Here is a 13,387-nt window from a genome sequence, read left to right as displayed (position 1 = left end):
GCGGCTACTTGATCAGAGCGGACTGCTCGGCGAGGTCGTTCTCGACCATCATCGAGACGAGCTCCGGGAAGGAGACCTTCGGCTGCCAGTCGAGCACGTCGCGCGCCTTCGCCGGGTCGCCGATCAGCAGGTCGACCTCGGCCGGGCGCATGAACGCGGGGTTCTGCGTGACGTAGGGGGTCCAGTCCTCGATGCCGACGTGGTTGAAGGCGATGTCGAGGTACTCGCGGATCTCGTGGGTCTCGCCGGTGGCGACCACGTAGTCGTCGCCCTCGGGCTGCTGCAGCATCCGCCACATCGCGTCGACGTAGTCGCCGGCGAAGCCCCAGTCGCGCTTGGCGTCGAGGTTGCCGAGCTCCAGCGTCTCCTGGAGGCCGAGCTTGATGCGGGCCACCGCGAGGCTGATCTTGCGCGTGACGAACTCCGGGCCGCGGCGGGGCGACTCATGGTTGAAGAGGATGCCCGACGAGGCGTGCATGCCGTAGGACTCGCGGTAGTTGATGGTCATGTAGTGACCGAAGACCTTGGCGACGCCGTAGGGCGAGCGCGGCCAGAGGAGGGTCTCCTCGCTCTGGGGGACCTGCTGGACCTTGCCGAACATCTCGGACGAGGACGCCTGGTAGAACTTCACGCGCGACATGTCGTCGCCGGCGTAGAGGCGCACGGCCTCGAGGATGTTGAGCACGCCCTTGCCGGTCACGTCGGTCGTGAGCGACGCGTTCTCCCACGAGTAGGCGACGAACGAGATCGCGCCGAGGTTGTAGACCTCGTCGGGCTGCGAGGCGGCGAGCACGCGCACGAGGCTCGACACGTCGGTCAGGTCACCGGTGAGCAGCGTCACCTCGGGGACGGTGCGGCGGACGAGCTCGTACTTGGGGTTGTTCTGCCCACGGACGAGCCCGAAGACCTCGTAGCCCTTCTCGAGCAGCAGCTCGGCGAGGTAGAGGCCGTCCTGGCCGGTGATTCCGGTGATCAAAGCGCGGGGCACGTGGTGGTCCGTTTCGTCGGGGTCGGTGACAGCGGGCTACATACTACCCACCGGCCTCCGCCGCGCCGGGGAGCACCCGCCGCGAACGCTCCGCGGGGCGGAGGGCGGGCGCGGGTAGTCTGACCCGGCCCTCACCGCGAGGGTGCCTCGATCCGATCGGACGCCATGCCGGAACGCCTCGCCGTCACGCTCGCCGTGCTCACCGTCGATCCCGGCGGAATGGGCGGCGGCGAGACCTACGCCCGCGCGCTGACCCGGTTGCTCGTGACGCGGCCGGGGGAGGAGGGGCTGCGCGTGCAGGCGCTCGTGCCGGAGAACGCGCGGGGCTTCAGCGAGGGCGTGCCCGAGATCGTGGCCGAGGGCGTCGTCAGCGGCGCCGGCCACCGGCGCCGGGCGACGGGGATGCTCCAAGCGTTCGCGCGCACTCTCCGGCTCCGGCGCCTGCTCGGGCCGGACGAGATCCTCTACTTCCCCTTCACCGTCCCGCTGCCCTGGCCGTCGCGCCGGCAGGGGCACGTGCAGATGGTCTTCGACCTCCAGCACCGCGATCTCCCGCAGCTCTTCCCGCGCGTCGAGCGCGTCTTCCGGCGGATCGCCTACGAGGCGACCGCGCGCCGGGCCGACGCGATCATCACCATCAGCGCCTTCACCAAGGGGAGGATCGTCGAGCTGCTCGGCATCCCGGAGGAGCGGATCCACGTGTCCCACCTCGGCGTGGACACCGAGCGCTTCCGCCCGCACCTGGGCGCGCGCGAGGACTTCGTCTTCTACCCGGCGCGCGCCTGGCCGCACAAGAACCACGCGCGGCTGTTCGAGGCGATGCGCCTGCTCCGTGCCGAGGGCCACGACCTGCGGCTGGTGCTCACCGGAGGCGACCTGGAGAAGCTCGGCCCGCTGCCCGACTTCGTCGAGTGGCGCGGGCACGTGGGCACCGAGGAGCTGGCGGAGATCTACCGGCGCGCCGCCGTCCTCGCCTTCCCGAGCCTCTACGAGGGCTTCGGCTTCCCGCCGATCGAGGCGATGGCCTCCGGCTGCCCGGTCGCGGCCGCCGACTCCGGCTCGCTGCCCGAGATCTGCGGCGACGCCGCGGTGCTCGTCGATCCGCTCGCGCCGCGCTCGATCGCGGACGGGATCCTCGAGGCGATCGAGCGCTCCGCCGAGCTCGGCGCGAAGGGCGTCGAGCGCGCGGCCCGGTTCAGCTGGGAGCGCTGCCGGGAGGAGCACCTGGCGGTGCTGAGGGCTGTCGCGGCAGCCCGCCGGGCCGGTCGCCGGGGTGCAGGAGCCGCCGCCAGCTGAGCCCCTGCGCGGCGCGCATCGCGCAGATCACCAGCAGCAGCCAGCCGGCGTCGACGAGGAGCGAGCTCTCGGCGAGCGAGGTGACGACGAGGACGCTGAGCACCAGCACCGGCCAGACGTGCACGACCGCCTTCCGCTCGGAGGCGATGAGCCACGAGCGCCAGAGCGCGAGGCCGACCAGCACGAGGAAGAGGGCGACCCCGACGACGCCCACCTGCAGCGCCAGGTCGAACACCGCGTTCAGGCTGGAGGAGTGCGGCCGGCCGGAGAGGAAGTCGATCGCGTTGAACGGGTAGAGGTCGGTGCGCCAGTAGCCCACCCAGCCCCAGCCGATGATCGGCGCCAGGTCGGTGAAGCGCCAGACCTGCTGCCAGAGGGTGACCCGGAACTCGAACTCGCTGCCCGCGTTGAGCAGGTCGACGATCCGGAAGCGGAAGAGCCCTGCGGTGAGCGCGGACGCCACGAGCACCGCGAGCGTCGTGTACTGCCGCCGCCGCCGCTGCTCGCCGGTGGCGCGGCGCACCCAGCGCAGGATCAGCGCGACGACCGCGGCGACGACGAGCACGCCGGCGCTGACCGCCGAGCGGGTGAGCACCAGGGTGACCACGGCGAGCGCGAGCGAGGCGAGGGCCGGGCCGCGCGCCACGGACCGGGTCATCAGCTCGACCGAGAAGGTGACGACCGCCAGCAGGCAGACCAGCCCCAGCTGGTTGCGGGTGCCGACCAGCCCCTGGATCGGGCCGCCGACGGCCAGGAGGCCCTCGACGCCGAGGAAGCGCAGCGGCCGGTCGATCAGGGCGCCGGAGAGCACCTCGACGGCCAGCGAGCCGATCAGCACGAACCGCATCACGTCGCCGACCGCGCGGATCACCTGGATGATGTCGCGGGTGAGGCCGATCGCGATCGCGAGGAAGGCGAGGGCGAGCTGGTAGAGCACGCTCGAGGCGGTGGCCCACTGGTAGCCGCTCCAGAGCGTGCTGAGGGCGATCCAGCCGAGGAAGACCAGGATGCTGGTCGGCAGGAGCCCCTCCCAGTCGAGCAGCTCGCGCCGCAGCACGAGCATGACGGCCGCGAGGGCGGTGAGCGTCGCGATCGCCGCGATGTAGCCGGGCCAGCCGATCATCCCGCGCACCGCCGGCGCGCAGAGCACGACGACGAGGGAGGTCTGCGCGAGGGCCGCCGCGAACTGCGGGGACGCCAGGGCGTCCGCGAGGGCGGCCGGCAGAGCCGACGGCCGACCGCCCCTCATCGGACGGCGCGCTGGCCGGCGAGGGGGATCGGCTCGGCGGTGAGCGCGTCCTCCTCCTCGTTCGCGGGCTGCTTGGTCAGGACCGCCAGGGCGGCCAGCAGGAGCCAGCCGCTCTCGATCAGGAGCCGGCTCTCGAACAGCGCCTGCGCGAGGAGGGCGGCGAGCAGCAGCAGCGGCGCGAGGGACACGGCCGAGTAGGGCAGCGCCGTCGTCGCACTGCGGCGCGGGCGGTCGACGGCGCGGAACCAGGCGCGCCAGAGGGTCGAGACCACGAGGGCGGTGAAGAGCACCAGCCCGACGATGCCGAGCTGGAACCAGACGTCGAGCCAGGCGTCGTGCGCCTGCAGGTAGAGGACGCCCTTGCGCTCGGCGAGGGTGTCGAACGGGGCGGCCCAGGGCGCCCAGTAGCTGACCCAGCCCCAGCCGAGGACGGGCCGCTCGGCGGCGAGCGCCCAGACCGAGCGCCAGATGTCGAGCCGGCCGGTCGCGTCCTCGCTCTTGCCGAGGAGGCCGAGCAGGGTGCCCCAGCCCGCGATCGCGCCGCCCGCGAGCACGACGGCGGTCGCCGCGGCCGTGACGTAGACGGGCCGCCGCTCCGACTCGCCACGGCGTCGCGCCCAGAGCGCGAAGGCCGCGGCCGCCGCGACGGCGACGACGCAGAGCAGCACGGTGGCGGAGCGGGTGAGCAGGAGCGTCGCGGCGAACAGGACGATCCAGACGACGCCCCAGCGGGGACGGAGGCTGCGCGCGGCCAGCTCGATCAGCACGACGATCAGGCCGAGCAGGGCGAGGAAGCCGAGCAGGTTGCGGTTGCCGACGAGCCCCTGGATCGGCTCGCCGGTGAACAGCGCGGCCTGCGACCAGTAGAAGGCGTCCGGGATGCGGCCGGCCGGCAGGTCGATGACGAACGGCAGCACGGGCGCGCGGACGACGACCGCCACGACGAGCTCGAACAGGAGCGAGGCTCCGACGGTGATCCGCAGCGCGCGGCCGAGGGCGGTGACGAACTGCGCCGTGCTGAGCGTCAGGGCGAGGGCGACCGCCCCGAGCGAGGTGGCGAGCTGCGCGACGACGCCGATCGCGCTCGCCCCGGGGTACGCCGACCAGAGCAGCGAGAGCACGGCGAGGGCGAGGAAGGCGACGAGCGCCTTGGGCGTCCGGCTCCAGCGCAGCCGAGGCCGCACCCGGACCAGCAGCACGACGACGCCGACCAGCAGCGCCGCGACGACGACCCCCCAGCCCCACCAGCCCGCGAGGTTCCGCAGCGCCTGGCCGCCCAGCATCACCGTGAGCACGGCCACCGCGAGCGCTCGGGGAGCGGCGGGCGCGGCGCGTCGGATCATGGCGAACAGTCTAGGGAGCGGGCGGCCGGCGAGCGGGCGGGCTGCGCCTCAGACGAACGCGGCGCTGCCCGTGATCGCGCGGCCGACGATGAGCGTGTTCATCTCCCGGGTGCCCTCGTAGGAGTAGAGGGCCTCGGCATCGGCGAAGAACCGGGCGACCCCGTAGTCGAGGACGATGCCGTTGCCGCCCATCACCTCGCGGCACCAGGCGACCGTCTCGCGCATCCGCGCCGTCGTGTAGGCCTTCGCGAGTGCGGAGTGCTCGTCGCGCTGCTCGCCCGCGTCGAGCATCTCGGAGACCCGGGTGGCCAGGGCGATGCTCGCGGTGATGTTGCCGATGCTCTTCACCAGCAGGTCCTGCACCAGCTGGTGCCCGACCAGCGGCTTGCCGAACTGGACGCGCTCGCGGGCATAGCGCAGGGCGGCGTCGTAGGCGCCGATCGCGACGCCGATCGCCTGCCAGGCGACCTCGGCGCGGGTCAGCCGGAGGACCTTCGCCGTGTCGCGGAACGAGTTCGCGCCCTGCAGTCGCAGCGACTCCGGCACGCGGACGCCCTCGAGCACGATGTCGGCGTTCTGCACGGTGCGCAGGCTCTGCTTGCGGGCGATGGCCGTGGCTCGGTAGCCCGGGGTCGAGGTCGGGACGAGGAAGCCCTTCACCTGGCCGTCGGCGACGTCCTTCGCCCAGATCACGGTGACGTCGCTGAAGGTCGCGTTGCCGATCCAGCGCTTCTCGCCGTCGAGGATCCAGGTGTCGCCCTCGCGGCGGGCGGTGGTGCGCAGGCCCTGCGCGGAGTCGGAGCCGGAGTGCGGCTCCGTCAGGCCGAAGGCGCCGATCACCTCGCCCGAGGCGAGCTTCGGCAGCCACTCGGCCCGCTGCTCCTCGGAGCCGGCGACGCCGACCGTCCCCATCACCAGGCCGTTCTGCACGCCGACATAGGTGGCGATGCTCGCGTCGACCCGGCCGAACTCGAGGGCGACCCAGCCGCGGAACACCGACGAGTTCTCGATCGTCCGCGTCTCGGGCCAGGAGAGGCCGATCACACCGGTGGCATGGATCCCGGGGATGAGCTGGCGCGGGAACTCGGCGCGCTCCCAGTACTCGTCGGCGATCGGGCGGACCTGCTCCTCGAGGAACGCGCGGACGCCCACGAGGAGCTCCTTCTCGGCGGGGGTGAGCCGCGACTCGAAGCCGTAGAAGTCGGCGGTGAGCAGTTCGAAGGTCGTGCTGTCCATGGTTCATCGCTCCATCGCTCGGGCGCGCAGCGACTCGGCCCGCAGGAGCGGCGGCGGTGCGGCTCCCCCCAGCGTACGAAGGGGGTGCCCGGGCGGCGCGGACGCTGGCGATCGGCGCCAAGCGGCGGCCGCTCCTCCGGGGCCGCTCTTGTAGATGCTGCTAGCGTCGGGCCCGGCCCGCCCCGGCAGGATCCGGACGGTGCCGTCTCGCACACCGCTCCCGGAACGGAAGGCCCTCGCCGTGTTCATCCCGATCGGCAACACCCCCCGCGACTACGCCTGGGGCTCGCTCACCGGCATCTCGGACGCCCTCGGCACCGCGCCGTCCGGCCGACCCGAGGCGGAGCTGTGGCTGGGGGCGCATCCGGGCTCGCCGGCCCGCATCCTCGACCCCGCCTCCGTCGGCGCGTCGACCCTCGCCGAGTGGATCGCCCGCGAGCCCGAGACGGCGCTCGCCGGAGTCGCCGGCTCGGTCGACCCCGTGTCCGGTGCGCCGCGGCTGCCGTTCCTGCTGAAGATCCTCGCGGCGGGCGCACCGCTCTCGCTCCAGGCCCACCCGTCGTCAGCGACGGCGCAGCGCCGGTTCGTCGAGGAGGACGAGGCCGGCGTCCCGCGCGACGCGGCCGAGCGCAACTACAAGGACCCGTTCCACAAGCCCGAGCTGATCTACGCGCTCACCGAGAGCTTCGACGCGCTCTGCGGCTTCCGCGAGCTCGACGGCACCCGGGCGCTGCTGGCCGAGCTGGCCGGTCGCGCGGCGGGGGAGGAGGCGGCGGCGATCACGCGCTTCGCCGCGGAGCTCGAGGGCGAGCCGACGGTCGTGCTCCGCCGGGCGGTCTCCTGGCTGCTCGCCGACGGCGACCGCGCGGAGGTCGCGGCGCTGATCGCCGCGGTGGTGGGAGCGTCGCACGGTGACGACCGCCTCGAGACCGAGACGGTGCGCTCGCTCGCCGAGGCCTACCCGGGCGACCCGGGCGTCGTGCTCTCGCTGCTGCTCAACCGCGTGCGGCTCGCCCGCGGCGAGGTGCTCTACCTGCCCGCCGGCAACATCCACGCGTATCTCGCGGGCACCGGGGTCGAGCTGATGGCCGCCTCCGACAACGTGCTGCGCGGCGGGCTCACGCCCAAGCACATCGACGTGCCCGAGCTGGTCAGCGTGCTCGAGTTCTCGCCGCTGCCGGTGCCGTACCTGCCGGCCGAGGAGCCCGCGCCCGGGCTGCGGGTCTACCGGCCGGACGTGCCGGACTTCCTGCTCGCCGTCGTCGAGCCGACTTCGGACGAGCCGGTGCGCGTCGAGCTCGACGGACCGGCCATCGCGATCGCCACCGCCGGCGCGTTCACCGTGCACGGCGCAGAGGGCTCCGTCGAGGTCGAGCGCGGCGGCAGCGTGTACGTGACGCCGTCGGAGCGCGCCCTCTCGGTCACCGGCCGCGGCACCCTCTTCGTCGCCACCGTCTGACGGCCTGCCTGCCGATCGAGCAGCCCGCGGGGCGCACCATGCTGGTCGAGTAGCGCGCAGCGCGTATCGAGACCCACCTCCGTCAGCCCGCCGTTCTTGCAGCGGTGGATCTCGATACGCCCGCTGCGCGGGCTACTCGATCAGCATGATTCCGCTCGGCGCGCGGAGCACGCGCGCAGCACGGTGTACTCCGAGCAGGGAGACGTCGGCGATCGCGCCGGTCAGGAGGCGGCCGCGGCCGCCGACGCGAAGGTGCGGCGGTAGGCCGCCGGCGTCGTCTGCAGCACGCGGGCGAAGTGGTGGCGGAGGACGGCAGCGGTGCCGAAGCCGACGCGGGTGGCGATCGCCTCGAGGGTCAGGTCGGACTCCTCCAGCAGCTGCTGGGCGCGGAGGAGCCGCTGGCGGTTCAGCCAGGCCAGCGGCGTGGTGCCCAGGTCGGCGCGGAAGCGGCGGGCGAAGGTGCGCGGCGACATCAGCGCTCGCCGGGCGAGCAGGTCGACGCTGAGCTCCTCGTCGAGGTGGTGCAGCATCCACTCGGTGACGTCGGCGAGCGAGTCCGCGCGCGCCTCCGGGATCGGCGTCGGGATGAACTGCGCCTGGCCGCCGTGGCGCTGCGGCGGCACCACCATGCGGCGCGCGACGACGTTCGCGGCCGCGGCGCCGAGCTCCTCGCGGACGATGTGCAGGCACGCGTCGATCCCGGCCGCGGTCCCGGCGCCCGTGACGATCCGGCCCTCCTGCACGAACAGGACGTCCGGGTCGACCTCGACCGCCGGGTGGCGCCGGGCGAGCTCGTCGGCGTGCATCCAGTGCGTCGTCGCCCGCCGCCCGTCGAGCAGTCCCGCCTCGGCCAGCACGAAGGCGCCGCTGCAGACGCTCACGATCCACGCCCCGCGCTCGTGGGCGCGGCGCAGCAGGGCGAGCACGCGCTCGTCGGCGGGGCCGATCGGGTGCGCCGGCACGGCGATCAGGTCGGCGTCCTCGGCCGCCTCGAGGCCGTCGGCGATCGTCAGCTCGAAGCCGAGCGAGGTGCGCACCGGCCCCGGATCCGCGGTCGCGATGCGGAAGTCGAACACCGGCCCGCCGTGGTCGCGCCGGTCGATCCCGAACACCTCGCAGACCACGCCGAACTCGAACGGGGCGACCCCGGGCAGGGCGAGGACGGCGACGGAGTGGAGCACGGCGGCAGGATATCGCGACACCACGAGATCCCGCCACCTGGCCCGCGCCACCCCGCCGCTAGGGTTGCGTCGGTGCGCGCGCGGCGCCCGTCATCGAGGAGGATCCACATGGCATGGCTGGTCACCGGGGGAGCCGGGTACATCGGAGCGCACGTGGTGCGCGCGTTCGCCGAGCAGGGCATCGACCCCGTCGTCCTCGACGATCTGTCGTCCGGCCACGAGGGCTTCGTCCCCGAGGGCGTGCCGTTCCACCGCGGCTCGATCCTCGACGAGGCGCTGCTGGACGAGGTCTTCGCGCAGCACGACATCCAGGGCGTCGTGCACGTCGCCGGCTTCAAGTACGCGGGAGTCTCGGTGCAGCGCCCGCTGCACACCTACGAGCAGAACGTCACCGGCACGATGCGCGTGCTCGCCGCGATGGAGCGCGCCGGCGTCCGCTCCATCGTCTTCTCCTCCAGCGCCGCGGTGTACGGCGCGGTCGACGTCGAGCTCGTCACCGAGAGCACCCCCAAGAGCCCCGAGTCGCCCTACGGCGAGTCGAAGCTGATCGGCGAGTGGCTGCTGGCCGACGCCGGCCGCGCGCACGGGGTGCGCCACGCCTCGCTCCGCTACTTCAACGTGGTCGGCTCCGGCTACCCGGACGTCTACGACACCAGCCCGCACAACCTCTTCCCGCTGGTGTTCGAGGCGCTGCTGGCCGGCCGGACGCCGCGCATCAACGGCGACGACTACCCCACTCCGGACGGCACCTGCGTCCGCGACTACATCCACGTCGCCGATCTCGCGCTCGCGCACGTCGCGGCGGCGCAGCGCCTGGCCGCCGGCGAGCCGATCGAGCCCGTCTACAACCTCGGCAGCGGAACCGGCGCCTCGGTCGGCGAGATCATGACCGCGATCGCCGACAGCACCGGCATCGCCTTCACCCCGGAGGTCGCGCCGCGCCGCCCGGGCGACCCGCCCCGCATCGTCGCCTCGGGCGAGACCGCGGCCCGCGACCTCGGCTGGGAGATGCGCCACACCGTCGCCGAGATGGTGGAGAGCGCCTGGCGCGCCCGGAGCGCCGCGGGGTCCTGACGCCGGCCGGGAGCTTCGACACGGTCGCGACACGCCGGTGTGTCGTGAACCCTCCACGGCGGGTTGAGGGTTTATGGTCCGCGACTTGACCTCAGCGAATGACACCGGTGTAATTACTGAGGCGGCCCACCCTCCGGGAGGAGCCGGTCGCCGATCATGTTCGCGGGCGGGGTAGGAGACGGTATGGCGATTCCCGACAGCGTCTCTGGCAGCGACAGAGGCTTCGGAAACGACAGAGGTCGCGGAAACGACAGAGCTCCGGGCGACGAACGGACCTCCGGCATGAGCGCGGTCCCCGAGGACTGGTTCGTCGATCCCGTCCGGCTCGGCGTCCCCGGCGTCCGCCAGGGCATCGACTCGGGCAGCGAGGCGCCCGGCGGCGCCCTCTCCTGGCAGGTCGACTCGCTCTGCGCGCAGACCGACCCCGAGGCGTTCTTCCCCGAGAAGGGCGGATCCACGCGCGACGCGAAGAAGATCTGCACCTCCTGCGAGGTCCGGGCGCAGTGCCTCGAGTACGCGCTCGAGAACGACGAGCGCTTCGGCATCTGGGGCGGCCTCTCCGAGCGCGAGCGCCGCAAGCTGCGCCGCCGGGCGTGACGACCGCCGCTCACCGGAGGCGGCGAGCCGCCGCGGGGCGCCCCGCGCCCATCGCTTAGGGTGGTCCGCGATGTATCCCCGAGTAACCGCCGTCCTGGTCGCCCACAACGGCGCGGCCTACCTGGAACGCACCCTCGCGGCGCTGCGGGCCCAGACCCGACAGCCCGATGCGACCGTGTTCGTCGACGGCGGATCGAAGGATGCGACCGGGCAGCTCCTCTCCGGCTGGGGTCCGACCCAGTTCGTCCAGGTCGCCGAGAACCTCCCGTTCGGCCAGGCCGTCGCCCGCGCCGTGCGCGTCATGCAGGCGCCGTCGGGGGAGGACGAGTGGCTGTGGCTGCTCGCCGCCGACTCCGCTCCTGAGCCGGGTGCGCTCGCCGCACTCCTCGGCGCGGTCGAGGTCGCGCCCTCCGTCGCGGTCGCCGGACCGAAGGTCATGGACTGGACCCGCTCCGGCTACATCCGCAGCTACGGCGAGTCGATCACCAACTACGGCACCACCGTGCACCTCGTCGAGGACGAGCTCGACCAGGGCCAGCACGACGCCACGCCCGACGTGCTCGCCGTCGCCGCCGGCGGCATGCTCGTGCGGCACGCGCTCTGGGAGGAGCTGGGCGGCTTCGACCCCGGGCTGCCCGTGGTCGACGACGCCCTCGACTTCTCGATCCGCACCCGCCTCGCCGGACACCGGGTCAGCCGCGTCCCCGACGCGCGCGTCACCACCGCGCGCATCGGCCTCCAGCGCCCCGACGGCCGCCGGATCGACAGCGGGGAGCGCCGCCGCGCCCGCCAGCACCGCACCGCGCAGCTGCACCGCCGCCTCGCCTACGCCCCGGTGGCGCTGCTCGTCGTGCACTGGCTCTCGCTCGTGCCGCTCGCCGTCGGCCGCGCGGCCGTCCGGCTCCTACGCAAGCAGCCCGGCCTCGTCGGCGGCGAGCTGCTCGCGGCCTTCGTCGTCGCGTTCGGCGGCACCAAGGTCTTCCACGCCAGGCGCGTCCTCCGCTCGTCGAAGAACGTCGGCTGGAAGGCCATCGCGCCGCTGCGCATCCCGCTCGACGTGGTCCGCCAGCTCCGCTCGGTCCGGCACGACGCCGTCCGGGTGCAGGCCAGCCGCGAGCGGCACCCGCTGCACTTCTTCCAGGGCGGCGGAGTCTGGATCGTCCTGGTCGCCGCGATCGCCGGGCTGATCGTCTACGCGCGCCTGCTCGCCGCCACCGCCATGGGCGGCGGCGGTCTGCTCACCCTCTCGCCGTCGGTCGGCGAGCTGTGGCGGAACGCCGCGTACGGCTGGCGCGACCTCGGCTCCGGCTTCATCGGCGCGGCGGACCCGTTCGCCGCGGTGCTCGCCGTGCTCGGCTCGCTCACCTTCTGGGCGCCGAGCTTCTCGATCGTCCTCCTCTACCTCACGGCTCTGCCGCTCGCGACGATGGGCGCGTGGATGATGATCGCCCGCCTCACCGCGCGGCCGATCGCCCGCGGCGCCGGAGCCTTCGTCTACCTGCTCGCGCCGGCCTTCTTCGCCGCCCAGTCCGAGGGCCGCCCGGCCGCGATCCTGGTGCACGTCCTGCTGCCCTGGCTCTTCTTCGCCGGCTTCGGCGCCTACCGCTCGTGGTCGTCCTCGGCGACCGCGTCGATCCTCGCGGCGGCGGTCGTCGCCTGTGCGCCGGTGCTCGCCGTGCCGCTCGCGCTGATCTGGATCGTCGTGCTGGCCACCTCGGGGCGCCGGATCGGGCGCTTCGCCGGACTGCCGATCCCGGCCCTCGCCCTGCTCTTCCCGATCATCGTCGCGCACGCCCAGCGCGGCGACTGGTTCGCGATCCTCGCCGACCCCGGTGTGCCGCTGCCCTCCGCCCGGGCGGACTTCTTCTCGCTCCTCGCCGGCTTCCCGTCCGGCGTCACGACCGGGTGGCTCGGGTTCCTCGGCGGTCTCGGCATCCCCGCGTCGGCGGCGGGTCTCGCGACCGCGGTGCTCGTGCTGCCCCTGGTGATCTCGGCGCTCGCGGCGCTGCTGCTGCCGAACAACCTGTCCGCCCTGGGCGGGGTGGGCGTGGCCGCCGCCGGCCTGCTGACCGCGGCGCTCGCACAGGGCATCCAGGTCGTGACCACCGGGTCCGAGGCGGTCGCCGTCTGGAGCGGCACGGGCCTCAGCCTGTACTGGCTCGGCCTGGTCGTCGGCTTCTCGCTCTCGGTCGCCGCGCTGCCGTCCTACCGGGTCGTCCCGGCGCTGGTCGTGACCGCCGCCGCCGTCGTGGCGGTCGCTCCGCTGGCGGTGCTGTTCCCGACGGGCGGCGGGACCGTGACGACCGCCGGCTCCGACCGCTCGCTGCCGGCCTACGTCGCCGCCGAGGCGCAGAACGAGCCGCGGGTGGGCACGATCGTGCTCGTCCCGCAGTCGGACGGCGGGATCCTCGCGCGCCTCGAGCGCGGCGCGGGAGCGACCCTCGACCAGCAGTCGACCCTCGCCGCGACCGGCACCGAGCAGACCGACGCCATCGACGAGCTGGCCGGCAACCTCGTCTCGCGCACCGGCTACGACATCGGCGCGGCCCTGCAGGACCTCGGCGTCCGCTTCGTCGTGCTCGCCCCGCCGACCAGCACCGACGCCGGTGACGCGGCCTCGGCCGTCAGCGCCCGCGCCGCGGTGTCGCTGGACGGGAACGCCGCGTTCTCCGCCGTCGGCGACACCCAGTACGGCCTGCTCTGGACCGCGGTCGACACCGAGGGCACCCGGATCGACGCGGCGCCGCAGGGCGTCGTCGGCCCCTTCGGCGTGGCTTACACGATCGCGCTGCTGATCGTGTTCCTGGTCGCCTTCCTGCTGGCCGTCCCGACCGGCCTCTCGCTCGAGCGCTCCCGCTCGGGAGCCGCCGTCGCGGGGATCGACGACGAGCCCGGCGAGGCCACCGGCCAGTTCGACGACGGGACCGACGATGCCTGACCGGTCGAACCCCGGATCCGCGACAC

At 73.6% G+C, this 13,387-nt stretch carries 10 protein-coding genes; 5 read left to right on the top strand and 5 right to left on the bottom strand.

Features of this window, described 5'->3' with window-relative positions:
• Positions 1-4 precede the first annotated feature (4 nt).
• Positions 5-988, bottom strand: coding sequence for a GDP-mannose 4,6-dehydratase (locus EDF43_RS05055; protein ID WP_123444375.1), 984 nt, complete (start codon positions 986-988; stop codon positions 5-7).
• A gap of 165 nt (positions 989-1,153) precedes the next feature.
• Here EDF43_RS05055 and EDF43_RS05050 point away from each other — a divergent pair, with 165 nt between their 5' ends.
• Positions 1,154-2,284: a glycosyltransferase family 1 protein gene (locus EDF43_RS05050; RefSeq protein WP_132435851.1), complete on the top strand. Its 1,131-nt coding sequence runs from the start codon at positions 1,154-1,156 to the stop codon at positions 2,282-2,284.
• Here EDF43_RS05050 and EDF43_RS05045 read toward each other — a convergent pair.
• Genes EDF43_RS05045 through EDF43_RS05035 form a run of 3 tightly spaced genes read right to left on the bottom strand, consistent with a single transcriptional unit; the run spans position 2,184 to position 6,112 of the window.
• Positions 2,184-3,533: an O-antigen ligase family protein gene (locus tag EDF43_RS05045; RefSeq protein ID WP_132435850.1), complete on the bottom strand. Its 1,350-nt coding sequence runs from the start codon at positions 3,531-3,533 to the stop codon at positions 2,184-2,186. The genes EDF43_RS05050 and EDF43_RS05045 overlap by 101 nt on opposite strands.
• Positions 3,530-4,876 carry an O-antigen ligase family protein gene (locus EDF43_RS05040; RefSeq protein ID WP_132435849.1) on the bottom strand — a complete coding sequence of 449 codons (1,347 nt, stop codon included), beginning with the start codon at positions 4,874-4,876 and terminating at the stop codon, positions 3,530-3,532. Before EDF43_RS05040 ends, EDF43_RS05045 begins: the two co-directional genes overlap by 4 nt.
• A gap of 48 nt (positions 4,877-4,924) precedes the next feature.
• Complete coding sequence (locus tag EDF43_RS05035) at positions 4,925-6,112, bottom strand: acyl-CoA dehydrogenase family protein (protein ID WP_127886096.1); 1,188 nt, start codon at positions 6,110-6,112, stop codon at positions 4,925-4,927.
• Positions 6,113-6,311: 199 nt separating this feature from the next.
• On the opposite strand from EDF43_RS05035, the gene manA reads away from it, so the two are divergent.
• Entirely contained in the window at positions 6,312-7,571 is a 1,260-nt protein-coding gene (gene manA, locus EDF43_RS05030) for a mannose-6-phosphate isomerase, class I (RefSeq protein WP_243582408.1), read from the top strand.
• Positions 7,572-7,792: 221 nt separating this feature from the next.
• Here the strand turns inward: manA and EDF43_RS05025 are convergent, their stop codons facing one another.
• Positions 7,793-8,752 (bottom strand): helix-turn-helix domain-containing protein, encoded by a 960-nt coding sequence (locus EDF43_RS05025; RefSeq protein WP_132435848.1) that lies wholly within the window; start codon positions 8,750-8,752, stop codon positions 7,793-7,795.
• A 108-nt stretch (positions 8,753-8,860) separates the two neighbouring features.
• Here EDF43_RS05025 and galE point away from each other — a divergent pair, with 108 nt between their 5' ends.
• From galE to EDF43_RS05010, 3 genes are all read left to right on the top strand, one after another.
• Positions 8,861-9,826, top strand: coding sequence for a UDP-glucose 4-epimerase GalE (gene galE / locus EDF43_RS05020; RefSeq protein WP_132435847.1), 966 nt, complete (start codon positions 8,861-8,863; stop codon positions 9,824-9,826).
• A 282-nt stretch (positions 9,827-10,108) separates the two neighbouring features.
• The gene (locus EDF43_RS05015; protein ID WP_123444423.1) at positions 10,109-10,423 is read left to right on the top strand and encodes a WhiB family transcriptional regulator; all 315 of its coding nucleotides are present in this window, start codon (positions 10,109-10,111) and stop codon (positions 10,421-10,423) included.
• Positions 10,424-10,493: 70 nt separating this feature from the next.
• Positions 10,494-13,361 (top strand): glycosyltransferase family 2 protein, encoded by a 2,868-nt coding sequence (locus EDF43_RS05010; RefSeq protein ID WP_132435846.1) that lies wholly within the window; start codon positions 10,494-10,496, stop codon positions 13,359-13,361.
• The last annotated feature ends 26 nt before the right edge of the window (positions 13,362-13,387 follow it).

This window comes from Rathayibacter sp. PhB179 (assembly GCF_004345345.1).
Lineage (GTDB): Bacteria > Actinomycetota > Actinomycetes > Actinomycetales > Microbacteriaceae > Rathayibacter > Rathayibacter festucae.
Note: the sequence above shows the minus strand (reverse complement) of the source record. Positions and strands in the feature narration are given on the sequence as shown.